At 69.5% G+C, this 22,670-nt stretch carries 21 protein-coding genes; 12 read left to right on the top strand and 9 right to left on the bottom strand.

Features of this window, described 5'->3' with window-relative positions:
- The first annotated feature begins 11 nt into the window (after positions 1–11).
- The gene (locus H1Q64_RS23920) at positions 12–776 is read left to right on the top strand and encodes an amino acid ABC transporter ATP-binding protein (RefSeq protein ID WP_237907031.1); all 765 of its coding nucleotides are present in this window, start codon (positions 12–14) and stop codon (positions 774–776) included.
- Between the two features lie 20 nt (positions 777–796).
- Here H1Q64_RS23920 and H1Q64_RS23915 read toward each other — a convergent pair whose 3' ends face one another.
- The gene (locus tag H1Q64_RS23915) at positions 797–1,702 is read right to left on the bottom strand and encodes a LysR substrate-binding domain-containing protein (protein WP_237907030.1); all 906 of its coding nucleotides are present in this window, start codon (positions 1,700–1,702) and stop codon (positions 797–799) included.
- Positions 1,703–1,863: 161 nt separating this feature from the next.
- Between H1Q64_RS23915 and H1Q64_RS23910 the strand changes: the two genes are divergently transcribed.
- From H1Q64_RS23910 to H1Q64_RS23860, 11 genes are all read left to right on the top strand, one after another.
- Positions 1,864–2,898: an ABC transporter substrate-binding protein gene (locus H1Q64_RS23910; RefSeq protein WP_237907029.1), complete on the top strand. Its 1,035-nt coding sequence runs from the start codon at positions 1,864–1,866 to the stop codon at positions 2,896–2,898.
- Positions 2,899–2,965: 67 nt separating this feature from the next.
- Entirely contained in the window at positions 2,966–4,009 is a 1,044-nt protein-coding gene (locus H1Q64_RS23905) for an ABC transporter ATP-binding protein (RefSeq protein ID WP_237907028.1), read from the top strand.
- 23 nt (positions 4,010–4,032) lie between these two features.
- Positions 4,033–4,941, top strand: a complete 909-nt coding sequence (locus H1Q64_RS23900) for an ABC transporter permease (protein ID WP_237907027.1) — start codon at positions 4,033–4,035, stop codon at positions 4,939–4,941.
- Positions 4,938–5,738, top strand: a complete 801-nt coding sequence (locus tag H1Q64_RS23895; protein WP_237907026.1) for an ABC transporter permease — start codon at positions 4,938–4,940, stop codon at positions 5,736–5,738. The genes H1Q64_RS23900 and H1Q64_RS23895 overlap by 4 nt, the downstream gene beginning before the upstream one ends.
- 8 nt (positions 5,739–5,746) lie before the next feature.
- Positions 5,747–6,880 (top strand): NAD(P)/FAD-dependent oxidoreductase, encoded by a 1,134-nt coding sequence (locus tag H1Q64_RS23890; protein ID WP_237907025.1) that lies wholly within the window; start codon positions 5,747–5,749, stop codon positions 6,878–6,880.
- Positions 6,861–7,157: a (2Fe-2S)-binding protein gene (locus tag H1Q64_RS23885; RefSeq protein WP_035681439.1), complete on the top strand. Its 297-nt coding sequence runs from the start codon at positions 6,861–6,863 to the stop codon at positions 7,155–7,157. The genes H1Q64_RS23890 and H1Q64_RS23885 overlap by 20 nt, the downstream gene beginning before the upstream one ends.
- Positions 7,158–7,162: 5 nt before the next feature.
- A complete protein-coding gene (locus tag H1Q64_RS23880) occupies positions 7,163–8,572 on the top strand; it encodes an NAD(P)/FAD-dependent oxidoreductase (protein ID WP_237907181.1) in 1,410 nt (469 codons plus the stop codon).
- Positions 8,573–8,589: 17 nt separating this feature from the next.
- Positions 8,590–9,717, top strand: coding sequence for an NAD(P)/FAD-dependent oxidoreductase (locus H1Q64_RS23875; protein ID WP_237907024.1), 1,128 nt, complete (start codon positions 8,590–8,592; stop codon positions 9,715–9,717).
- Positions 9,718–9,757: 40 nt separating this feature from the next.
- The gene (locus tag H1Q64_RS23870) at positions 9,758–10,120 is read left to right on the top strand and encodes a RidA family protein (protein ID WP_237907023.1); all 363 of its coding nucleotides are present in this window, start codon (positions 9,758–9,760) and stop codon (positions 10,118–10,120) included.
- Between the two features lie 35 nt (positions 10,121–10,155).
- Positions 10,156–10,935, top strand: a complete 780-nt coding sequence (locus tag H1Q64_RS23865; protein WP_237907022.1) for a transporter substrate-binding domain-containing protein — start codon at positions 10,156–10,158, stop codon at positions 10,933–10,935.
- A gap of 57 nt (positions 10,936–10,992) precedes the next feature.
- The gene (locus tag H1Q64_RS23860) at positions 10,993–11,340 is read left to right on the top strand and encodes a RidA family protein (protein ID WP_237907021.1); all 348 of its coding nucleotides are present in this window, start codon (positions 10,993–10,995) and stop codon (positions 11,338–11,340) included.
- Between the two features lie 343 nt (positions 11,341–11,683).
- Here the strand turns inward: H1Q64_RS23860 and H1Q64_RS23855 are convergent, their stop codons facing one another.
- The 8 genes from H1Q64_RS23855 to H1Q64_RS23820 all read right to left on the bottom strand — a co-directional run bounded on the left by H1Q64_RS23855 (position 11,684) and on the right by H1Q64_RS23820 (position 22,557).
- Positions 11,684–13,621: a MacB family efflux pump subunit gene (locus H1Q64_RS23855; RefSeq protein ID WP_237907020.1), complete on the bottom strand. Its 1,938-nt coding sequence runs from the start codon at positions 13,619–13,621 to the stop codon at positions 11,684–11,686.
- Positions 13,618–14,850 carry an efflux RND transporter periplasmic adaptor subunit gene (locus tag H1Q64_RS23850; protein WP_237907019.1) on the bottom strand — a complete coding sequence of 411 codons (1,233 nt, stop codon included), beginning with the start codon at positions 14,848–14,850 and terminating at the stop codon, positions 13,618–13,620. Before H1Q64_RS23850 ends, H1Q64_RS23855 begins: the two co-directional genes overlap by 4 nt.
- Positions 14,850–17,360, bottom strand: coding sequence for a TonB-dependent siderophore receptor (locus tag H1Q64_RS23845; RefSeq protein ID WP_237907018.1), 2,511 nt, complete (start codon positions 17,358–17,360; stop codon positions 14,850–14,852). Before H1Q64_RS23845 ends, H1Q64_RS23850 begins: the two co-directional genes overlap by 1 nt.
- A 112-nt stretch (positions 17,361–17,472) precedes the next feature.
- Positions 17,473–18,420, bottom strand: a complete 948-nt coding sequence (locus tag H1Q64_RS23840) for a FecR family protein (protein ID WP_237907017.1) — start codon at positions 18,418–18,420, stop codon at positions 17,473–17,475.
- Positions 18,420–18,926 (bottom strand): sigma-70 family RNA polymerase sigma factor, encoded by a 507-nt coding sequence (locus tag H1Q64_RS23835; RefSeq protein ID WP_237907016.1) that lies wholly within the window; start codon positions 18,924–18,926, stop codon positions 18,420–18,422. The genes H1Q64_RS23840 and H1Q64_RS23835 overlap by 1 nt, the downstream gene beginning before the upstream one ends.
- 200 nt (positions 18,927–19,126) lie before the next feature.
- Positions 19,127–20,068: a glycosyl hydrolase family 18 protein gene (locus H1Q64_RS23830; protein WP_237907015.1), complete on the bottom strand. Its 942-nt coding sequence runs from the start codon at positions 20,066–20,068 to the stop codon at positions 19,127–19,129.
- 50 nt (positions 20,069–20,118) lie between these two features.
- A complete protein-coding gene (locus H1Q64_RS23825; protein ID WP_237907014.1) occupies positions 20,119–21,699 on the bottom strand; it encodes an exopolysaccharide biosynthesis polyprenyl glycosylphosphotransferase in 1,581 nt (526 codons plus the stop codon).
- A gap of 9 nt (positions 21,700–21,708) precedes the next feature.
- Positions 21,709–22,557, bottom strand: coding sequence for a class I SAM-dependent methyltransferase (locus tag H1Q64_RS23820; RefSeq protein WP_237907013.1), 849 nt, complete (start codon positions 22,555–22,557; stop codon positions 21,709–21,711).
- Positions 22,558–22,670: the final 113 nt, after the last annotated feature.

Here is a 22,670-nt window from a genome sequence, read left to right as displayed (position 1 = left end):
GGCCCCGTTCCATGAGCACCCCCAAGATCGAAGTCGCCGGGCTGAGGAAGCAATTCGGCGAGCTGGTCGTCCTGCGCGACATCACCCTGAAGGTCGATCCCGGCGCCGTCGTGGCGCTGATCGGCCCCTCCGGATCGGGCAAGTCCACGCTGCTGCGCTGCCTGAATCTGCTGGTGGTGCCGAACGGCGGCCGCATCCGCATCGGCGACGACGCCTTCGACTTCGAGACGGGCAAGGCGCTGCCGAAGCCCAAGGCGCAGGCGAAGTTCCGCTCCAACACCGGGATGGTGTTCCAGCACTTCAACCTGTTCCCGCACATGACCGTGCTCGGCAACGTGATGGAGGGGCCGGTCTCCGCCAAGAAGATGCCGAAGGCGCAGGCCGAGGCGATCGGGCGCCGGCTGCTCGCCAAGGTCGGGCTGGCCGACAAGGCCGACGCCTACCCGGACCGGCTGTCCGGCGGGCAGAAGCAGCGCGTCGCCATCGCCCGCGCGCTCGCCATGGAGCCGGAGGTGATGCTGTTCGACGAGGCGACCTCCGCCCTTGACCCGGAGCTTGTGTCGGAGGTGCTGGGGGTGATGCGCGACCTCGCCGCCGAGGGCATGACGATGATCATCGTCACCCACGAGATCGCCTTCGCCCGCGAGGTTGCCGACCGCGTGATCTTCATGCGCGACGGCGTGATCGTGGAGGAGGGGCCGGCGCGCGACGTCATCGACCGGCCACAGCAGGAGGCCACCCGCGCCTTCCTCAGTCATTTCCACACACGCGGCTGAATCCGGGGGCTGAACCGGAATCAGTCCTGCTCGGGCAGGCGGAAGGTGGCGACGGCGTCGCGGAACCCCCCCAGGAAATCCTGCGCGAGGGTGGACAGCGACCGCTGCGCCGAATGCAGAACCACCATTTCGAAGGTGATGGCCGGCTCGAAGGGGCGGATGGCGACGCCGCGCCCCGCATACTCCTGCGCCGTGAAGGGATCGACGATCGAGATTCCCGCCCCGGCGGCGACCATGGCGCAGGCGATCATGGTGAGTTGCGTCTCCACCCGCATGGTCCGGGCGACGCCGTGCTCGGCGAACATCGCGTCGACGGAATAGCGCATCAGCGTGGCGGCGCCGAGCGCGATGAAGGCCTCGCCCGCGAAATCCTCCGGGACGAGCCGCTTGCGCGCGGCCAGCGGGTGGTTGCTCGGCACCACGGCGACCGCCCGCACCCTGGGCATCCGTTCGCACAGCACCGTCGCGTGCTCCACCGCCGACTGGCCGAAGCCCAATTCGCACTGGCCGGCGGCCACCCAATCGAGCACCTGGGGGGAACTGCTGCCCCACAGCGACACATCCACCCGCGGCCGCTCCTCAAGAAAGCGGGCGACGAAGCGCGGCAGGAAGCCGATGGCCATCGCCGGCATGGCCGCCACCCGCAGCGTGCCCGCCCGGCGCTCCTGGAGGTCGCGCGCCGCCTGCTCGATCCGCTCCAGCCCGACGAAGGACCGCTCCACCTCCTGGTACAGCGACATGGCCTCGCTGGTCGGCGCGATGCGCGAGCCGCGCCGCTCGAACAGCGTCAGCTTCAGCGCGTATTGCAGGTCGGCGATCAGGCGGCTGACCGCCGGCTGCGAGATGTTCAACAACTCCGCCGCCGCGGTGATTCCGCCGGTCAGCATGACGGCGCGGAACGCCTCGATCTGGCGCGGATTCAGCATTCAAGAGTGGCCCAAAGGTGTCCGATGCGTTGCAGTATAACATTCAGTTATAGACGCCACAAACAATTCGATTTGACGATTATGCCAGAGGGGCGCGACGCTCCGTTGGTGCGACAAAACGCGCAACCGCGGCGAAATGAACCGGAACAGGAGAGGGACAGATGCGAGCGTTGGTGTACGGCCTGATGGCAACCGCCGCCCTGGGGTGTGGCGCCGCGCAGGCGCAGCAGAAGACCCTGTATGTCGCCGCCTATGGCGGGTCCTTCGAGCAGACCATGCGCAAGGACATCATCCCGGCCTTCGAGAGCAAGACGGGCGTGAAGATCGAGTATGTCGCCGGCAATTCCACCGACAACCTCGCCAAGCTCCAGGCCCAGAAGGGCAACCAGCAGATCGACGTGGTGATCCTGGACGACGGTCCGATGTACCAGGCGGTGGCGCTGGGATTCTGCGCCGACATCGCCAAGGCGCCGGTCTACGACGATCTCTACGATCTGGCGAAGATCCCCTCGGGCAAGGCGGTCAGCGTCGGCGCGGTCGGCACCGGCATTGTCTACAACAAGAAGGTCTTCGACGAGAACGGCTGGGCCGCCCCCGCCTCCTGGAAGGACATCGAGGACGCCAAGTTCCGCAAGAAGCTGGTCGTCCCGCCGATCAACAACAGCTACGGCCTGCACGCGCTGGTGATGATGGCGCGGCTCGACGGCGGCGGCGAGAAGAACATCGATCCCGGCTTCAAGGCCTTCAAGGACAAGGTGAACCCGAACGTGCTCGCCTACGAGCCGTCGCCGGGCAAGATGACCGAGCTGTTCCAGAGCGGGCAGGCCACCGTCGCCGTCTGGGGCTCGGGCCGCGCAAAGGCGCTGGCCGACACCGGCTTCCCCGCCGCTTTCGTCTACCCGAAGGAGGGTGGCGTCGTGCTGGCCTCGGCGGCCTGCGCCATCACCGGCAGCAAGCAGGCGGCGGAAGCCCAGCAGTTCATCCAGCACATGCTGTCGCCCGAGGTGCAGACCGTGATGGCAACCGGCGCCGGCTTCGGCCCGGTCAACAAGACGGTCACCCTGACCGCCGACCAGCAGGTGGGAATCCCCTACGGCCCCGAGCAGATGGGCAAGCTGCTGGTGGTCGACTGGGACACCATCAACGCCAACCGCGAGGCCTGGAACAAGCGCTGGACCCGCGAGATCGAGCGCTGACCGCCGCTTCCGGCCCGCACCCGCGGCGGGCCGGAGTTTTCCAGGCTCTTTGGTGGGAGACGACGCCATGCCTTACCTTGTCCTCGACCGGCTGACCAAGCGGTTCGGCCCCTGGGTCGCCGTCGACAACATGTCCCTGACGGTGGAGAAGGGGGAACTGGTCTCGCTGCTCGGCCCGTCGGGCTGCGGCAAGACCACGACGCTCCAGATGATCGCCGGCTTCCTCGACCCCAGCGCCGGGCGGGTCACGCTGGACGGCGCCGACCTGCTGGCCAAGAAGCCCAACGAGCGCGGGCTCGGCATCGTCTTCCAGAGCTACGCCCTGTTCCCCCACATGACGGCGGCGGAGAACGTCGCCTTCGGGCTGGAGATGCGCGGCATCCCGCGCGCCGACCGCGACCGGATGGTGCGCGACGCCCTCCAACTCGTCGGGCTGGGGGCCTTCGGCGATCGCTACCCGCGGCGCATGTCCGGCGGCCAGCAGCAGCGCGTGGCGTTGGCCCGCGCCATGGTCATCAAGCCGAGCCTGCTGCTGCTCGACGAGCCGCTGTCCAACCTCGACGCCAAGATGCGCGAGGAGATGCAGATCGAGCTGCGGCGCATCCAGCGCAGCGTCGGCACCACCATGATCCTCGTCACCCACGACCAAGCGGAGGCCATGGCCCTGTCCGACCGGGTGGTCATCATGAACAAGGGCCGGGTCGAGCAGGTCGCCGCCCCACAGGACGCCTACGACAACCCAGCCAGCGCCTTCGTCGCCAACTTCCTCGGCCGCACCAACCTGCTCCAGGGCACGGTGCGCCGCGACGGCGCCGGGCGGCGCATCGACGTCGCCGGAACGGCGTGGCCGGTGGCGGCGGAGCTGCCGGACGGTCCGGGCCTGCTGACCGTGCGGCCGGAGAAGGTCCGCTTCGTGGACGGCGCCGGCGTGCCCGGCCTCGTCCGGGCGCGGGTCTTCCAGGGCACCCAATGGCTGTTCGAAATCCGCACGGAGGCCGGCGACCTGACGGTGATCCGCCAGCACGACGGCCAGACCCTGCCGGCGGAGAACGAGCCGGTCATGGTCGGCTGGCGCGCGGAGGACATGCGCGTGATGGCGGGTGAGGCATGACCGCCGTGGACGCTCATAAATCAATGATCGTCTCTCCGGGCACGGACACGGCGGCTGATGCCCCGCCGCCGCGGCCGGAACGGCGCCCGCTGGCGCCTTACCTGCTCAGCCTGCCGGCGCTGGCGCTGTTCGCCGTGCTGCTGCTGGTGCCGCTGGTCATGACCGGGCTGCTGTCGCTGAACAGCTTCGGATTCTACACGGGCATCGAGGACGTCTGGCAGCTCGGCAACTACATCGACATCGTCACCGACGACTATTTCCACGAGATCTTCCTGCGCACCTTCCGCATCGCCGTGGTGGTTACTCTGCTCTGCGCCATGCTCGGCGCGCCGGAGGCCTACATCCTGCGCCGCATGCGGTCGCCCTGGCGCGGCCTGTGCCTGCTGGTCGTTCTGGGACCGCTGCTGATCTCGGTGGTGTCGCGCACGCTCGGCTGGGCGCTGCTGTTCGGTTCCACCGGCATCATCAACACGGCGCTGATGGCGGTCGGGCTGATCGCGACGCCGATCGAGTTCATGTACACGGAGACCGGCGTCATCATCGCGCTGACGCATGTGCTGGTGCCCTTCATGGTGCTGTCGGTCTGGGCGTCGCTGCAGCGGCTGGACCCGCAGGTCGAGAACGCCGCGCTGTCGCTGGGCGCCAAGCCCTTCACCGTGCTGCGCCGGGTGGTGCTGCCGCAGGTCGTGCCGGGCATCCTGTCGGGCTCGATCATCGTCTTCGCGCTGGCCGCCAGCGCCTTCGCCACCCCGGCGATCATCGGCGGGCGGCGGCTGAAGGTGGCGGCGACGCTGGCCTACGACGAGTTCCTGAACACGCTGAACTGGCCGCTGGGCGCCGCCATCGCGATTCTTCTGCTGCTCGCCAACATCGTGATCATCGTCGGCTGCAACCGGCTGGTCGAACGTCGCTACAAGCAGGTGTTCGAATGAACCGCAACGGCCCCGTCGCCCTGGTCTTCCACACGCTGTTCCTGGCCTTCCTGCTGGCGCCGATCCTGGTCGTCTGCGTGGTCGCCTTCACCTCGCAGGGCTATCTGTCGCTGCCGACCGAGGGGCTGTCGCTGCGCTGGTTCAAGGCCATCGGCGACAACCCGGAATTCGCGCGCGCCTTCCGCGACAGCCTGCTGCTGGGGGCGGTCAGCTCCACCATCGCGGTGGCCTTCTCGGTCCCGGCGGCGCTGGCCATCGCCCGCCACCAGTTCCCGGGGCGCGAAGCGATCACGGCGCTGTTCCTGTCGCCGCTGATGGTGCCGCACATCGTGCTGGGCATCGCCTTCCTGCGCTTCTTCACGCAGATCGGGCTGGGCGGCACCTTCGCCGGGCTGGTGCTTAGCCACGTGGTCATCATCCTGCCCTTCGCGCTGCGGCTGATCCTGGCGGCCTCCACCGGCATGGACCGCTCCATCGAGAACGCCGCGGCCTCGCTCGGCGCCACCTCCTGGACGACCTTCCGGCGGGTGACGCTGCCGCTGATCCTGCCGGGCGTGGCGAGCGGCTGGGTTCTGGCCTTCATCAACAGCTTCGACGAGGTGACGATGACCGTCTTCATCGCCTCGCCCGAGACGACGACGCTGCCGGTGCGTCTCTTCCTCTACATCCAGGACAACATCGACCCTCTGGTCGCCGCGGTGTCCGCCTCGCTGATCTTCATGACGGTGGCGGCGATGCTGGTGCTCGACCGGCTCTACGGGCTTGAGCGGCTGCTGGTCGGCCGCGGACAGGAGTGAGCGTCACCATGACCGAGTTAACGAGGTCCGACTGCGACGTCGCCGTGATCGGCGGCGGGCTGGTCGGGTCGGCCATCGCCTGGGGCCTCGCCCAGCAGGGGCAGACGGTCGCCGTCCTCGACGAGGGCGACGTCGCTGTCCGCCCGTCGCGCGGCAACTTCGCCCTGGTCTGGGTGCAGGGCAAGGGGCTGGGGCTGCCGGAATACGCCGGCTGGACCAAGATGTCCTCCGACAGCTGGACCGGCTTCGCCGAGCGGCTTCAGGAGCAGACCGGGATCGACGTGTGCTACCGCCGGCCGGGTGGCTTCCTGCCCCTGCTGTCGGAGGAGGAGATGGAGCAGCGCGCTGGCCAGCTGCGCCGCCTGCACAACCAGCCGAACGTCGTCCGCTACGACTACGAGATGATGGACCGCGCCGCCGTGGCGAAGGAGATGCCCTTCATTGGCAAGGACGTGGTCGGGGCGAGCTATTGCCCGCTCGACGGCCATTGCAATTCGCTGAAGCTGCTGCGCGCGCTGCACAGCGGGATGAGCCTGTCCGGGGTCTCCTACCTGCCGCACCACCGGGTGGAGCGGATCGAGCCGCGCGACGGCGGATTCCGCATGGTCACCGCCTCGGGGGACGAGGTGCGGTCGGGCAAGGTGGTCATTGCCGCCGGCCACGACGCGCGACGGCTGGCCCCCATGGTCGGGCTGGACGCCCCGGTGCGGCCGGAGCGCGGGCACATCATCGTGACGGAGAAGACCGCCCCCTTCCTGAACTTCCCGGTCGGCTTCATCCGCCAGACCGACGAGGGCGGGGTGATGATCGGCGACAGCTTCGAGGATGTCGGGCTCGACACCACGGTGCGCAACGGCGTCACCTCGACCATCGCCGACCGCGCGCTGCGCATCTTCCCGCTGCTCGGCAAGCTGAACGTGGTGCGGACCTGGGCGGCGCTGCGCGTGCTGACCCCGGACGGCTTCCCGATCTACGAGCAGTCCACCACCATGCCCGGCGCCTTCGTCGCCACCTGCCACAGCGGCGTGACGCTCGCCGCCAACCACGCGCTGGCGCTGGCGCCGCACATAGCCGCCGGCACCCTGCCCGACGAATTCTCGGCCTTCAGCGCCCGGAGGTTCCATGTTCCAGCGGTTGCCTGACGCGGGCGGAGAGCGCGTCTCCTTCACCATCGACGGCCGCCCGGCCGAGGCGCTGTCCGGCGACAGCGTCGCCGCCGCCCTGATCGCCAACGGGGTCGGTGCCTGCCGGACCACCCCGGTGTCCGGCGCGCCGCGCGGCCCCTACTGCATGATGGGCGTGTGCTTCGACTGTCTGGTGACCATCGACGGCACCGGCAACCAGCAGGGCTGCCAGATCCGCGTCCGCCCCGGAATGCGGGTTGAGACCCAGAACGGCAAGCGGGAGATCGACCGGTGACCGACCTGAAGCCTCGTTACGATCTGGCGGTGATCGGCGCCGGCCCGGCCGGCCTCACCGCCGCCACGCTGGCCGCCCGGCGCGGCCTGTCCACCGTCCTGCTGGACGAGCAGGCGGCCCCCGGCGGCCAGATCTACCGCGCCATCACCCGCTCGCCGGTGAAGAATCCCAGCGTCCTCGGGACCGACTACTGGCACGGCGCCGATCTGGTCGGGCCGTTCCGCGACAGCGGCGCCGATTACCTGCCCGGCACCGCGGTGTGGAGCGTCTCGCGCACGCTCGACATCGGCCTGTCGCGCGACGGTGCGGCGCGCATCCTGCCGGCGCGGCACGTCATCCTGGCGACCGGCGCGCTGGAGCGGCCCTTCCCGGTTCCCGGCTGGACGCTGCCCGGCGTGATGGGGGCGGGGGCGGCGCAGATCCTGCTGAAGACCTCCGGCCTCGTGGCCTCGGGCGGCGTGGTCATGGCCGGCAGCGGGCCGCTGCTCTGGCTGCTCGCCTGGCAATATCTGCGGGCCGGCGCGCGCATCGACGCGATCCTCGACACCACGCCGCGGGAGAACTGGCGGCAGGCCATGCCGCTCCTGCCGGCCTTCGCCCGCTCCGGCTATGTCGGCAAGGGGCTGAAGCTGCTTCTGGAGGTCCGGCGTAAGGTCAAGGTGATCGGCAACGTCTCGGCCCTGCGCGCCGAGGGCGACGGGCGCGTGCAGTCGGTCGTTTATCGCCAGGGTGACGGGGCGGAGCAGCGACTTCCGGCCGACACGCTCCTGCTGCATCACGGGGTGATCCCCAACATCAACCTCGCCAACGCCATCGGCTGCGCCCAGTCCTGGGACGAGGCGCAGCGCTGCTGGGTGCCGGACGTCGACGGCTGGGGCGCCACGTCGGTGGCGGGAGTCGCCATCGCCGGCGACGGGGCCGGCATCGGCGGCGCGCTGGCGGCGGAGCACCGCGGCCGGCTGACGGCGCTGGACGCCCTGCACCGGCTGGGCGCCATCGACCGCGCCACCCGCGACCGCGACGCCGCCCCGCACCGCGAGGCGCTGGACCGGGCGCTGCGCGGCCGCGACTTCCTCGACGCGCTCTACCGGCCGGGCAAGGACTTCCGCGTCCCTGCCGACGACACCATCGTCTGCCGCTGCGAGGAGGTGACGGCGGGGCAGGTGCGCGACGCCGTGAAGCTGGGCGTCAGCGGGCCGAACCAGACCAAGTCCTTCCTGCGCTGCGGCATGGGGCCATGCCAGGGGCGGCTGTGCGGCCCGACCGTGGTCGAGGTCATCGCCGACGCCCGCGGCGTCTCCCCGGCGGAGGTCGGCTACTACCGGCTGCGCCCGCCGGTGAAGCCGATCACGCTGGCCGAACTCGCCTCGCTGCCCAAGGCCGAGGACGAGGTGGCCGCCGTGATGCACCACTGACGGGGCAGGGGGACGCCATGTCGGAGCCGGACGTCATCATCGTCGGGGGCGGCCTGCACGGCTGCTCCACCGCGCTGCACCTCGCCATGCGCGGGGTCCGGGCATTGGTGTTGGAGAAGGACCACATCGGCCGCCACGCCTCTGGCGTGAACGCCGGCGGGGTGCGCCAGCTCGGCCGCCACGCCGCGGAGGTGCCGCTGTCCGTCGCCTCGATGGCGCTGTGGCACGGCATCCGCGACCTCGTGGACGACGATTGCGGCTTCGAAAGCCACGGCCAGCTCAAGGTCGCGGAGACCGAGGCGGAGCTTGAGTCCTGTCGGGAGCGGGCGGCCCAGCTCACAGCGCTCGGCTTCACGCACGAGGAGGTGGTGGATCAGGCGGAGCTGCGCCGCCTCGTCCCGTCCATCGCCGAGCATTGCCTCGGCGCCCTGGTGTCGCGACGCGACGGGGCGGCCATCCCCTACCGCACGACCTTTGCCTTCAAGCGCAAGGCGGAGAGTCTGGGTGCGCGCTTCCACGAGGGGGCGGCGGTGGCGCGGGTCGCCCGCTCGGGCCGCAACTGGCGGGTGGAGACGGCGGACGGCGTGGCGCACGAGGCGCCGGTCCTGGTCAATTGCGCCGGGGCCTGGGCCGACCGGCTGGCCGCCCAACTCGGCGAGCCGGTGCCGCTGGAGGTCATCGCGCCCATGCTGATGATCACCGCCCGCGTGCCGCCCTTCCTGAAGCCGGTGGTCGGGGCGACGGGCCGCACCCTGTCCTTCAAGCAGTTTCCCAACGGGACGGTGCTGATCGGCGGCGGGCTCCTGGGCCGGGCCTACCGCGACGAGAACCGGACGGACCTGGACTTCGCCAAGGTCAGCACCAACGCCCGCACGGTGTGGGACCTGTTCCCGATCATGCGCAGCGCCACCATCGTCCGCTCCTGGGCGGGGATCGAGGCGCGGATGCCCGACGATATCCCGGTGATCGGCCCCAGCGGCACGGAGGAGGGGGTGTTCCACGCCTTCGGCTTCTCCGCCCACGGCTTCCAGCTCGGCCCCATCGTCGGGCGGATCACCGCCGACCTGATCACCCGCGGGGCGAGCGACCTGCCCATCGACGCCTTCCGCATCCAGCGATTCCGCCACACGGCGGCCGCCGCGTGACCGCCGTGTGGCGGAGCGGCCTTTTCAGGAGACCCACGTTTTGACGATTCAGCGTTTCGATTGCGGCCCCCGGATGAGCGAGATGGTCGTTCACAACAGCACCGTCTATCTGTGCGGCCAGATCGCCGATTTCGAGGCCATGGGCGGCGTGACCCACGACGTGACGGCGCAGACCCGCGACGTGCTGCGCCAGATCGACGTTCTGCTGGAGCGCGCCGGCACGGACAAGAGCCGGCTGCTCACCGCCACCGTCTATCTCGCCGACATGGCCGGCTTCGCGGCGATGAACGCCGCCTGGGACGCCTGGGTGGACCGCGCCAACGCCCCGGCCCGCGCGACCGTCGAGGCCAAGCTCGCCGACCCCGACCTGCTGGTCGAGATCCAGGTGATCGCGGCCCTTTGATCGGCTCCTACCGACTTACCAAACCGGAGTTTTCCATGAAACGTCTGGCCCTCGGGCTGGCGATGAGCCTGTGCGCCCTCGTGGTGGCCGTCCCCTCGGACTCGCGCGCCGACGGCCCGCCCCTGCGCATCGCGACGGAGGGCGCCTACCCGCCCTTCAACATGACCGCCCCCGACGGCACGCTCGGCGGGCTGGAGGTGGAGCTGGCAAACGCGCTGTGCGAGCGCATGAAGCGGCGCTGCACCGTGGTCGCCCAGGATTGGGACGGCATCATCCCCGGCCTGCTGTCGCGCCGTTACGACGCGATCATGGCGACCATGAACATCACGCCGGAGCGCGCGAAGGCCATCGCCTTCTCCGCCCCCTACATGGTCGTGCCGGCCTATTTCGTGGCGGCCACAGGCGGCGGCATCGACGGAACCGAGGCCACCCTGGCCGGCAAGTCGGTCGGCGCCCAGACCTCGACCACCCATTACCGCTACGTCGAGAAGCACTTCGGCAAGACCGTCTCGCTGAAGAACTACGACACCGCGTCGAACCTGCTGGCCGACCTGAAGAGCGGGCGCATCGACGCCGCCATCACCACCGGCGCCACCGCGTCCGACTGGGTGAAGGCCGACGCCTCGAAGTCGCTCCAGCTCGTCGGCAAGCCGCTGGTCGACGCCGAGGTGTTCGGCCCCGGCGTGGGCGTCGGCCTGCGCAAGGAGGACGCGGACCTCAAGGCCGCCTTCGACGCCGCCATCGCGTCGGTCGTGCAGGACGGCACGCTGGCCCGCATCGCCGCCAAATACGTCGATTTCACTGTCACTCCCTGACAAAGCACCCCTTGACCAACAACCCCACCGATACCAACCAAAACCGGGAGAGTTCTCGTGATCAAGCGCATTGAGAAGACCAAGATCATGCACCGCGTCGTCGTCAGCAACGGCATCGCCTTCCTCGGCGGCATCATCGCCGACGACGTCAGCGTCGGCATGCAGGAGCAGACCGCCCAGATCTGCAGGAAGCTGGACGCCGTGCTTGCCATGGCCGGCACGGACAAGACGAAGCTGCTGTCCGCCCAGCTCTTCATCACCGACATGAAGGCCAAGGACGCCATGAACGCCGCGTGGCTGGAGTGGCTGAACGGCGACGACCTGCCGGCCCGCGCCACCATCGGCGTCGCCGACCTGGGCGACCCGTCGATCCTGATCGAGGTGGTGGTGACGGCGGCCGTCTGACGGCGGCCTGGAGCAGGGGGGTGGGAACGCGTGCGAAGTTCAGAAGATTGAAAGCCAAGTGGCTGTATTTGATCAGCTTGCGCTGCTCGGCCCGAACCCCTTCGCTCAGAGACGGTTTGACAACCTGTTCAGTGGCAGGCTCGCCATAGCGAGCTGTTTCATGCCGCCGGAGACGTCAATGTGGGCTTCATAATCGCGAAAGAGACGTCTCCGGCGTTTCATCCATCCGACTATCTGATACTTACCGCCAAAATGCGGGTCGGTGGGGTAAATCCACGGAATGACCGACCAGAATGGGTTGACGGCGCAGACGGTGTCTGCACTCCGCGCTCGGCGGCAGAACCTAGTCGCTCGCCAGCGCCACCACCGGGTCGAGCCGCGCCGCCCGGCGGGCGGGGATCAGGCCGAAGACCATGCCGGTCAGCACGGCGGAGGCCGCCGCCCCGGCGATCGCGGTCACGGTGAAGACCACCGGCATCGCCAGCAGCCCGATGACCGCGCCGCCGGCCAGCCCCAGCGCGACACCGACCAATCCGCCCAATCCCGCCACCAGAGCCGCCTCCATCAGGAACTGCCGCTCGATGTCGGCGGCGCGGGCGCCGACGGCCATGCGGATGCCGATCTCGCGGGTCCGCTCGGTCACGCTGACCAGCATGATGTTCATGACCCCGATACCGCCGACCAGCAGCGTGATGACCGCGGCGCAGCCGAGCAGCAGCGTCATGGTGTCCTGGGTCTCCGCCGCCGCCTGGATGCGCGCGGTCCCGTCGTGGATCTGGAAATCCTCCTGGCCGTGACGCTCGGAGAGCAGGGCCTTGATGGCGTTGCGGGTCTGCCCGATCCGCGCCACGTCGTGCACCGAGACGAGGATCAACTCCAGGTCCGGCTTGCCGATCAGCCGTTGCACGCCCGTGGACAGCGGCACGAACACCCAGTCGTCGGTGCTCTGGTTGCCGGTCAGGTCGCCCTTCCGCGCCATCACGCCGGTCACCAGGAAGGGAATGTTGTTCACCAGCACATGCTTGCCCAACGGCGACTCCCCGCGCGGAAACAGCCGTTCGGCGACGCGGTGGCCGAGAACCGCCACCGCCGCCCCGGCCCGTTCGTCGGCACGCGTGAAGAAAGCCCCCCGGGCGACCGGCCAGCGGTGGGTCAGCGGCAGCGACGCCGAGGTCGCCAGCCCTTCGGTGCGGTGGTCGATGTTGCCGTGGCGGACCATCACCGGCGTGTCGAGGTAGGGCATCACGCTCTCGACGTTGGGCAATTGCAGGATGGCTTCGCCGTCCGCCTCGGTCAGCGGCGTGACCGGCAGGCGGGGATCACCGCTGCCCGCCACGACGAAGACCAGATTCACCCCCAGCGCGCCGACCCGCGCCATCACCGCCTGTTTGGCGCCCTCGCCGATGGCGAGCAGGGCGATCACGGACGCCACGCCGATGACGATGCCGAGCAGGGTCAGCGCCGTGCGGAAGCCGTTGGCCCCCAGCGACCGCAATGCCGCCGACAGGGCTTCCCCGGCGTCGGTCCACAGGGAGGCGCCGGCGGCCTCGCGCTCCGCCGGGGCAGGGGAGGGTTCCGCCGGTGACGGAGCCGGGCGGCCGCTGTCGGTGACGATGCGGCCGTCGCGCATTTCGATCACCCGGCCGGCGGCCTCCGCCACCTTGCGGTCGTGGGTGATGAGGATCACCGTACGGCCGGCGGCGGACAGCTCCCGCAGCAGCGCCACCACCTCCGCCCCGCTGGCGCTGTCCAAAGCACCGGTCGGCTCGTCGGCCAGGATCACCGGGGCGTCGTTCATCAGCGCCCGCGCGATCGACACGCGCTGTTGCTGGCCGCCCGAAAGCTGGTTGGGGCGGTGATGGCGCCGCTCCTCCAGCCCCAGGCGGCCCAGCAACTCCACGGCGCGGCCTTCGCGCAGCGCGGCGGGCAAGCCCGCGTAGCGGCCCGGCATCTCGACATTCTCCTGCGCCGTCGTGCCGGGGATCAGATGGTAGTGCTGGAAGACGAAGCCGAACCCGTCCCGCCGCAGCGCCGCCCGCTCGTCGCCCTCCAGCGCCGTCACGTCGCGCCCGTCGACGCGGTAGCGCCCGGAGGTCGGACGGTCGAGCCCGCCGAGGATGTTCATCAGCGTCGATTTTCCGGAGCCGGAGCTGCCGACGATGGCGACGAACTCCCCCGCCTCGACGGTCAGGGAGACGCCGCGCAGCACCTGGACCGCCAGGCCGCCACCGCTGATGTAGGTCTTGCGGATGTCCTCCAGGACGAGAAGCGGGCCGCTCATAGCCGGAATCCGATCTTGGGCGGGCGGCCGTCGTCGGTTTTCCAGCTCACCACGATCCGCTCGCCTTCGGCGAGCCCCTCCAGGATCTGGGCGTTGAAGCGGTCACGCACCCCGACGCGGACCTCGCGCGTCTCGATGGCGCCGCCGCTGCCGATCAGCGTCACGCGGTGCCGTTCCGCCGCCTCGTCGGACGGTGTCAAGGCGGCCAGGGTCAGGGCGGCGACCGGCACGGTGACGGCATCCTTGGCCGCGGCGGCCACGAAGAAGACCTGGGCGGTCATGTCCGGGCGCAGTTCCCCCCGGTCGTTGGCGATTTCGAACAGCGCGGTGTAGAGCACGACGCTGTTGGCGGCCCCGCCGCCCCCGGACGCGGACGAGCCGCCATTCCCCGCGGCGGGTGGCTTCGGCGGTGCTGGCAGAATCTCATGCAGGCGCGCGGTCCAGCGCCGCCCCGGATGGCCGAGCGTGGTGAAGTAGATCGGCATGCCGTCCGTCAGCCGCGTCACGTCGGCTTCCGACACCTGGGTCCACACGGTCATCGTCGACAGGTCGGCGATCCGCATCAGGACCGGCGCCTCGTAGGCGGAGTTGATGGTCTGGCCCTGGCGGGCGTCCACCGCAATCAGCGTGCCGCTCATTGGCGCGTAGATGCGGGTGTAGCCGAGCTGCGCCTCGTCGGCCTGGAGGGTCGAGTCCGTCTGGCGGATCTGCGCTTGGGTGGCCTCGACCTGGGCGGCGGCGATGCGCGCCTCCATGCGGGCCTGGTCGTAGGCCTCGCCGCGCCCCGACCCGCTGCGCCGCAACGCCGCCTGACGGGCAAGCTGGGCCTCGGCGAAGTCGGCGCGCGCCCGCTGCTCGGCCAGAAGGGCGGTGAGGCGGGCGCGCTCGGCGCGCCCGGCCTCGACCTTGGCCTGTTGCAGGGCGGGGTCGATCTCGGCCAGCAGATCGCCCTCGCGGACCATCTGCCCGACCGCCACATGCAGACGCGTCAACTGGCCGGACACCTGGGCGCCGACATCGACGTAGGCGCGCGGCTGGATCTTACCGAGCGCCGTCACCGTGTCCTCGACCGTCCCGCGGCCGACCACCGCCACCTCCGCCGAGGCGGAGGGGTCGCTGGGGCGCAGCAGGGCGGCGGAGGCCAGCCCGCCGAGGACCAGCGCGGCGGCGGCGAGGCCGCGGCGGACACCGCGCCGGGAGTTGGAGGCCGCCGACCGCCGCGCCGTCATCACCACGTCGCCCGCAGGGACAGCAGGACGTTGCGCGGCTCGCCGTAATAGCCGTTGTTCTGGATGCTGGTCAGGTACTTCTCGTCGAACAGGTTGTTGAGGTTCAGCGTGGCCGAGACCTTGTCCGTGAACTGATAGCGCGTCATCAGATCGACCACTGCGTAGCCGTCACGGTCGTACCGCCGGGCACCGGTCCCATTGTAGATGGCGCCTTCCCAGCGGAAGTTGCCGCCGACGGTCAGGCGATCCCAGGCGCCCGGCAGGCGGTAGGTGGTGAACAGCTTGACCATGTCGCGCGGGACGTAGGTCATCATCCGCTGGCCGTTGGCGTTCTTGACCGTGGTGCGGCTGTAGCCGCCGCCGACCTGCCAGCCGGTCATCACCTCGCCGGCCACCTCCAGCTCGAAGCCCTTGCTCTCCGCACCCTTGACCGCGCGGTAGGCCTGCCCGCCGTCGGGGGTGAAGCGGCCGGGATCGACCTCGCCCAGATTGTCCTGCTGAATCAGGAACACGGCGGCGCTGGCGTTCAACTGGCCGCCAAAGAACTCGGCCTTCACGCCGGCCTCGTAGGCGTTGCCGTCGAGCGGGTCGAGGGTCTGGCCGCTGACGTCCTTGTAGTCCTGCGGCTTGAAGATGCTGGTGTAGCTGGCGTAGACCGACCAGATGTCGGTCACGTCGTAGACGATGCCGGCGTAGGGCGTGAGCACGCCGTTCTCGGACCGCTTGTTCATGGTCGCCACGCCGGTGTTCGGGTGGCTCTTCTCCTCCTGCGACCAGCGGCTGATGCGGCTGCCGAAGATGAACGACAGGGTGTCGGTCGGGCGCAGCCGGGTCGCGGCGTATGCGGCCATCTGCCGCTCGTCGGTCTGCGACCAGCCGGTCGGGTTGAGCGTCGGCTGGGCGATGTTGCCGTTCCAGGTGAAGTAGTTGGGGATCGAGTAATCGTACCCGGTGATGTACCAGAGCGGGTAATCAAGCCCCTTGCGCTTGGCGTAGTAGCCGCCGACGCCCGCCATCAGCTCGTGCTGCCGGCCGAACAGCTCGAAGGGGCCGCTGACGTCGGCATTGACCGAGGTCTGCTCCAGGTCCGAGTTCCAGCGGCCCGGCCAGATCCCCATGCCCGAACCGTCTCGGTTCAGGTTGCCGCGCACGGCGTAGCCGAGCAGGCCGTCATATTCGCGGTTGTTGCGCTCCACGTTCAGCGTCGCCGTCCAGCCGTTCCCGAAGCGGTGCTTCAGGTCGCTGAAGACGGTCAGGTTGTCGTGCATAAAGTACGCCCAGTTGGCGCCGCTGTTGTAAGAGCGGGAGAAGTTCGTCTTCGTCCCGTCGGCGTAGAACAGCGGAAAGCCGGCGCGCGAGGCGTCGTCGGAGCGGTGCTTCTGGTACTCGACGCCGACGCTCCAGGTCGTGTCCTCGGTGATGTCGGCTTCCAGGATGCCGTAGAGCACCTTCTTGCGCTCGTGCAGGCGGTCGATGAAGCTGTCGTTGTCCTGGTAGGCGCCAACGACGCGCCCGCGCAGGCGGCCGTTCTCGGTCAGAGGACCCGACAGGTCGGCCTCCCCGCGGTAGCGGCTCCAGGAGCCGATCTGCCCCTCGGCATAGCCCTGGACCATCGAGGTCGGACGCTTGCGGACGAGATTGACCGCGGCGGAGGGGTCGCCGACGCCGTTCAGCAGGCCGGTCGCCCCGCGCACCACCTCGACGCGGTCGAACAGCGCCATGTCGGAGATGGAGTCGTCGAAGCCGTACACGGTCGAGCGCGGAATGCCGTCCACCTGATAATTCCTCACCGCGAAACCGCGCGAGAAGACTTCGGAGCCGTCGCTGCCCAGCGCGCCGGCCTGCATCCGCGCCACGCCGACCGTTTGGTCAAGGACGTCGCGGATCTCGTTCAGCCCCTGATCGTCCATGCGCTGGCGGGTCATTACGCTGACCGACTGCGGCGTCTCGCGCGGGGACAGGTTCAGCTTGGTGGCGCTGTTGGTCGAGCCGGTGGTGTAGGAGCCGGTGCCCTCGCTGCGGCCCGGATCGCCGGAGATGCCGCCCTGAACAGTCACCGGGTCGAGCACCGCCGCACCGCCGGCCTGGGCCGGCAGCTTCTCCAGCGTCACCGTGTCGGTATCGACGAAGCGCGCGATCAGGCCGGTGCCGGTCAGCAGGCGGATCAGCGCGTCCTGGGGCGCCAGCGTGCCCGTCACACCGGGCGAGGAGACGCCCTGCGCGATGTCGGAGGGGTAGAGCACCTGAAGGCCGGTGGCCTGCCCGTAGGCGGCGAGCACGCCCGGCAGCGGGCCGGCGGCGATGGCGAAGTTGACGGTCCGGCCCTGCTGGGCCACCTGCACAGGCGCATCATGGGGCGTCACGGGCGCCGCCATGGCGCCGTGCAGCGCGGTCGATGCCAGCAGCATGCCCAGCAACGCCGGAGCCCAACCGGTGCGCACCTTGTTTCCCCACACCTTGTTCCCGCGCGCCGTCTGCCCCCGCAGCAGGCGCCCCCCAACATCGATCATCACCGAGACCCCGTCATTTTGCGAATGAGTTGCATTTTCGCGTATGCAAGTCACGACGCTGTCCGGTGGCGACCACCTCACCTTGATTTGGAAAAAATTTGATACGAACCGGCTAGACGGAACGGATGATGACCAGGCCGGGAACAGGACGCAGCGTGCGCAAGGGGAGCGTGCGGAGAATGGCGTTCAAGGCGGCGTCCGGCCGGCTGATGTCCACGCTGCCGTCGAAGCGCAGACCGGCGAGCGGTCGGTCCCACAGCACGATGCGGGCGGGGTGGTAGCGGTTGAGATCGGCGATCACCGCGTCGAGCGGCTGTCCCTGGAAGACCAGCCGGCCGTGCCGCCACGCGTTCTCCACCGCCACGCCCTGGCTCAACAACGGGCCGGGACCCTCGGGGCCGTAGGACCGGCTTTGCCCGGTGGCGACGGGAAGGGGAGGCTCCATCCCGGTGGTCAGGCTGGCCGTTCCGGATTCCACCGCCACCACCACGGAGTCCAGGCAGCGGTGCACCACGAAGCTGGCGTCGGCGGTGGAGACGCGCCCATTGGCGCAGGCGACGACGAAGGGACGCTCCGGGTCGGGAGCGGTGAGGAAATGCGCCCGCCCCTCGGTCAAACGGACGCGCCGTTCTCCGGCGGTGAAGGCGACGGCCACCGCGCTGTCGGCGTCCAGGGTGAGGACCGACCCGTCGTCCAGCGCCACCGTCCGCCGCTCGCCGATTCCGGTCTTCAGGTCGGCCGGCCAGCCGGTCAGGACGACCGCTCCGCCCAGCGCCGCGGCGCAGGCCGCCGCCCCGCCGACGGCGCCGAACGCCAGGAAACGGCGCCGCGTCGGCGCGGCACGGCGTTCCTTGCGCGGATCGGCAACCCGGTCCAGATCGCCCCACAGCCCGGCCAGCCGGTCGTATTCGTGGCGGTGGGCCGGGTCCCGCGCCAGCCAGGCGTGAAAGGCCCGGCGGTCCGCCGCGTCGGCGTCGCCGGATTCCAGACGCACGAACCACGCCAGTGCGGCGTCCCGCGGGTCGTCCGGTAAGTCCGCTTGATCGCGCTCGCGCTCCATCAGAGCGCCAGCCGGTCGCGGCAGTGGGCCAGGGCCTTCATGACATGCTTCTCCACCATGCTGCGCGAGATGCCGAGGCGCGCGGCGATGTCGGCATGGCTCAGCCCGTCGAACTTGTGAAGCAGAAACACCTCGCGGCAGCGCGGCGGCAGTTCGTCCAGCGCCCGGCTCAACCGTTCCAGCCGCTGCTTGTGCTCCAGTGTCGCCTCGGCATCCGGCTCGTCCAGCGGACGGTCGAACCCCAGTTCCGCCGGGGCGAAGCGCCGCCCCCGGCGGGTCTCCGCACGCATCCGGTCGAGCGCGATGTTGTCGGCCATGCGGTACAGGTAGGAGCGCGGGTTGTCGATCTCCGGCAAGGCGGTCAGGCTGCGCAGCCGCAGATAGGTGTCCTGCACGACGTCCTCGGCGAGGCACAGCGACCCCAGGCGCCGGGCCAGATGGCCGGTCATCTCTTCATAATGGTCGAGCAGCAGACCCAGCAGGGAAGACCGGTCTCTTTCAGCCATGACGTGGACGACATCCGTTCGCAAAACCTCGCAACCCACTCCTAAGCACGAATGCGAATCATTCGCAATCTATACATCGGCCCGGGAAAATATCTTTGATGAGGGCAGGTGAGGGGATGGGGCGCGGCGATCGTCTGAAAGTCAGGACGCCCCGTGCCTGTGCAAAAGCACGCGGCATCGGTCGTCCCGCTTGGGACCTGTCAGCGCAGCGTCTCGGAGCAGCCGTCGAGGCCCAACCCGCGGCACAGCGCCTGGGACAGCAAGCGGCCGTCCGGATTGTCCGGACCGACCGTGCCGGGCGGACGCCCCAGCAGCGGGTAGAGCATCATGCCGCCCTGCGGGTCCTGCGCGACGTTCCGCGCGAGCTGTTCCGCCAGCGGCACCGTGTAGGTCGGCCCGCCGAGCTGGCTCGGCGGCACTTGGACGCCGAGGGCGAGGGGCCCCTTCCAGACCTGCCGGTAAGCCTGCCAGGCCTGCCAGGGATCGAAGGTCGGGCCGGCCTCGTAGGCCATGATGGAGACGAGGTCGATCGCCGCCGCCTGCGGGGAACGCAGCAGGTTGAGGATCGACCCGGTGTGGGGGCCGCGCGGCTGGGCGTCCCGGAACGCGCCCTCGCCATACGCCCCGATGCTCCAGCCCGGCACGGTCAGCAGCAGGGGGCGCGGGAAGGCTTCGCGAAAGCGCGCGACCAGATCCAGCCAGGCCGCGTCGGACAGGCAGCGCACCCGCCCCCGGACGGAGCAGCCGGGGGACACCGGCTCGAAATCCAGATCGATCCCGTCGACCCCGAGATCGTGGACCAGCCGCACCAGCGCGTCGAGATTCAGCGCGTCCCAATTGGCGTAGTTGGCCCCGCCGACGGCGAGCAGCACGCGGGTGTCCGGCTGGCGCTGCTTCAGAAGCGTGATGGCGTCCCTCAGCACCGTGCCGGAAAAGCCGTATTGCAGCCCGGTCCCCTTGAGGTCGAGGCGGCCGGGATAGGCGGCGTCCGGCCGGACGAAGGACAGGGCGACCAGATTCATGTAGCCGGGGAGAGTCGCCAGCGTCGTCGCGGCCGGGCCGGTGGCCGGGCGCTCGTACCAGCTGTCGTGATAGACGAGCAGGGGGCGCGCCGGCAGCCCGTCCGCTTTCGCGTCCGCCATGCCACCCACCATGCCACCCGCCAGCAGCCCGACGGCGAGCGCCAGGAATCCTAGAACACGTCGCGCCCGAACAGGCCGGTGGTCACGGTGCTGATGATGATTTTCGCATCGAGCCATAGCGACCAGTTCTCGATATAGTGGATGTCCATGTCAACCCCGACGCGCGCCTTCTCGACCGTGTGGATGCCGCCGCGCATGCCGTTGATCTGGGCCCAGCCGGTGATCCCCGGCTTGACGCGGCTGCGCGCCGCGTATTCGCGCGCCACCTCGGCGTAGCGCTGGTTGCCGACCCGCATGTTCGGGACATGGGCGCGCGGGCCGACCACCGACATGTCGCCGGCCAGCACGTTGAAGAGCTGGGGAAGCTCGTCGATGCTCGTCCGGCGGAGAAAGCGGCCGACGCGGGTGATCCGCGGGTTGTCGCGGCTGGTGCCGACGGCGCCGTCGTCGCTGTCGTCCACCTTCATCGTGCGGAACTTCAGCATCGTGAAGGGGCGGTTGTTGAAGCCCACGCGGGTCTGCCGGAAGATGATCGGCCCCGGCGAGTCCAGGCGGACCGCGATGGCCGCGGCCAGCATGAAGGGCGAGGCGACGAGCAGGCCGAGGCCTGCGACGACGACGTCCTCGATCCGCTTCACGATGATCTGCATGCCGCGCAGCGGCTGCCGCATCACCAGCAGGGCCGGGATGTCGCCGATGTGCCGCAGGTTGGCGAGCCGCAGCCGGATGCTCTCCTCGTCCAGCGGAATCAGGATGTCGAGGGAGATCATCTGAAGCTGCATGCGCAGGCTGTGGATGCGCATCGCCGCCCGCCAGGGCAGGGCGATAACGACCATGTCCACGCGGTTGTCCGGCAGGAAGCGCTTGAAGTCTGTCAGGTCGCCGGACACCGGGAGGCCGGCCAGGGACGCGGGCCGGCGGCCGCTGTCACGGTCGTCGAACAGGCCGAGGATGCTGTAGTTCGCCCGGTGTTCCGGCAGGGCCAGATGCGCGATCATCCGCTCCGCGACGTCGGTCGCGCCCAGGATGACGATCCGGCGGCGCAGCACCCCGCGCTCCTCCAGAAGGCGCACGCCCTGCGCCGCCACCACACGGCCCAGCCCGAGACAGGCGAGCGCCGTCCCACCCCACAGGGCGAGCATGTCCGACGGGCCGACCTCCGGCAAGAAGGCCCAGACGAGCAGGGAGAGGACGGTGCCGGCCGGCAGCAGGCCTCCGACCACGTCCAACAGCGACTTCCCCCAGTGCCGGTAGTTTTCGACACGGTAGGCGCCGATGGTGGTCATGGCGCGCAGATAGACGCCAAGCGTGACGGCCGTGAAAATGACCGCCTGGATGAGCAGTCGGCCGTCGTCAAGCGACGTCTCGTCCGTTTGGGCGGCCCAGGTGGCCCAGGTGGCCCAGGCGGCCAGGCCGGCGAGCAACAGAAGGAACCCGTCCGCCCCCTTCACCAGCCGATTGACCAGTCCATGCGTCCAGTGCAGCCAGCCATCCCGCGCACCGGCGAAGTCGCTGGGAGGTGGCGCGCTGTCCGGCTCACCCTCCGGCTGGACGTCTGGCGGCGACGCGGCAGGGTCCGGAACAGCGCTTCGCTCCTCAGCCGGAAAACGGACCTGCACGTCGTCGCGCATGGCGGTCTCTTACCCCTGCACGAAGCGGCGGATGATCGGCTTCAACGCCTGTCCCAGCGGATGGGAGCGAAGCCGGCGGGTCAGGCCGGTCTGCCGGATGAACTGCATCGGCGTCCGCGGCGTGCGGAACACGGTGACGGGCTGCCCGAACAACTCGGTGTCGCGTACGTAATGGCGCGAAGCCATCGCACCGACCAACATGGCGCGGTAGCGCTCCGCCCAGTCTGGGCGTGCCAGAAGCAGCTTGTTGTCGCCGATGGCGAAGGGCGCCAGGGCTCCCGGCCGTTCGGCCATGAAGCGGCACATGCCTTCGGACACGGCGGGGAATTCCGGGTTGAAGTAGTCGTCGAGGACGATCACCCCGCCATCGCCCAAACTGTCGTCGGCGATGCCCAGGTCGTGGCGCGTGATGTCGGCGGTGTGGCCGCCGTCGATGCTGAACAGGCGGACCGCAGGACCCAGCCGGCCGGCGAGGCCGGTCCAGGCGAGAGTCGTTGAGTTGCCCTTGACCACCTCGACCGACGCCGGTTCGATTCCGAAGCGGACGAGGTTGGCGCGGAAGGCCGTCTCGTCGCCTTGCCCCGACTGGTCGATGTTGAACTGCTGGTCGTCGAACAGATCGATGGCGAAGGCCCGCTCACCGGCTTGGCGCACCAGCGCCAGCAGGATGAACAGCCGTCCGTGATGGACGCCGATCTCGCCGACGCTCCCCGCCACGCCCTGGGCGCTCTGCCAGACTCCGACCGTGGCGATCAGGTTGGCATCCAGGCTCGACAGCCAGCCGTCCACACGGCGATGGCCGCCATGCACGTAGCGGTGCAGCGGCGGCGAAAATGCTATTGGGGGTTGAGGTGACATGATGACCTCTTACTATCACACTATTTAAAATGGCTTAAGCCAGCATTGGCGACGCCAGGGCGATAAATTTCGACAAAGAGTCACAACCGGATTTCGCAATTCTGTCGCATTTT

It is taken from the genome of Azospirillum brasilense, assembly GCF_022023855.1.
GTDB classification, from domain to species: Bacteria; Pseudomonadota; Alphaproteobacteria; order Azospirillales; family Azospirillaceae; genus Azospirillum; species Azospirillum brasilense_F.
The sequence above is the reverse complement of the archived record's forward strand: the minus strand, read 5'-3'. Positions and strand labels throughout refer to the sequence as shown.

Excerpts from the sequence above, each read along its gene's own strand:
- H1Q64_RS23895 (WP_237907026.1), top strand. The coding sequence starts at position 4,938 with ATGAACCGCAACGGCCCCGTCGCCCTGGTCTTCCACACGCTGTTCCTG.
- H1Q64_RS23900 (WP_237907027.1), top strand. The coding sequence starts at position 4,033 with ATGATCGTCTCTCCGGGCACGGACACGGCGGCTGATGCCCCGCCGCCG.
- H1Q64_RS23920 (WP_237907031.1), top strand. The coding sequence starts at position 12 with ATGAGCACCCCCAAGATCGAAGTCGCCGGGCTGAGGAAGCAATTCGGC.
- H1Q64_RS23885 (WP_035681439.1), top strand. The coding sequence starts at position 6,861 with ATGTTCCAGCGGTTGCCTGACGCGGGCGGAGAGCGCGTCTCCTTCACC.
- H1Q64_RS23910 (WP_237907029.1), top strand. The coding sequence starts at position 1,864 with ATGCGAGCGTTGGTGTACGGCCTGATGGCAACCGCCGCCCTGGGGTGT.
- H1Q64_RS23825 (WP_237907014.1), bottom strand. The coding sequence starts at position 21,699 with ATGCGCGACGACGTGCAGGTCCGTTTTCCGGCTGAGGAGCGAAGCGCT.
- H1Q64_RS23890 (WP_237907025.1), top strand. The coding sequence starts at position 5,747 with ATGACCGAGTTAACGAGGTCCGACTGCGACGTCGCCGTGATCGGCGGC.
- H1Q64_RS23845 (WP_237907018.1), bottom strand. The coding sequence starts at position 17,360 with ATGATCGATGTTGGGGGGCGCCTGCTGCGGGGGCAGACGGCGCGCGGG.
- H1Q64_RS23905 (WP_237907028.1), top strand. The coding sequence starts at position 2,966 with ATGCCTTACCTTGTCCTCGACCGGCTGACCAAGCGGTTCGGCCCCTGG.
- H1Q64_RS23830 (WP_237907015.1), bottom strand. The coding sequence starts at position 20,068 with ATGGCGGACGCGAAAGCGGACGGGCTGCCGGCGCGCCCCCTGCTCGTC.
- H1Q64_RS23840 (WP_237907017.1), bottom strand. The coding sequence starts at position 18,420 with ATGGAGCGCGAGCGCGATCAAGCGGACTTACCGGACGACCCGCGGGAC.
- H1Q64_RS23850 (WP_237907019.1), bottom strand. The coding sequence starts at position 14,850 with ATGACGGCGCGGCGGTCGGCGGCCTCCAACTCCCGGCGCGGTGTCCGC.
- H1Q64_RS23835 (WP_237907016.1), bottom strand. The coding sequence starts at position 18,926 with ATGGCTGAAAGAGACCGGTCTTCCCTGCTGGGTCTGCTGCTCGACCAT.
- H1Q64_RS23875 (WP_237907024.1), top strand. The coding sequence starts at position 8,590 with ATGTCGGAGCCGGACGTCATCATCGTCGGGGGCGGCCTGCACGGCTGC.
- H1Q64_RS23865 (WP_237907022.1), top strand. The coding sequence starts at position 10,156 with ATGAAACGTCTGGCCCTCGGGCTGGCGATGAGCCTGTGCGCCCTCGTG.
- H1Q64_RS23820 (WP_237907013.1), bottom strand. The coding sequence starts at position 22,557 with ATGTCACCTCAACCCCCAATAGCATTTTCGCCGCCGCTGCACCGCTAC.
- H1Q64_RS23915 (WP_237907030.1), bottom strand. The coding sequence starts at position 1,702 with ATGCTGAATCCGCGCCAGATCGAGGCGTTCCGCGCCGTCATGCTGACC.
- H1Q64_RS23855 (WP_237907020.1), bottom strand. The coding sequence starts at position 13,621 with ATGAGCGGCCCGCTTCTCGTCCTGGAGGACATCCGCAAGACCTACATC.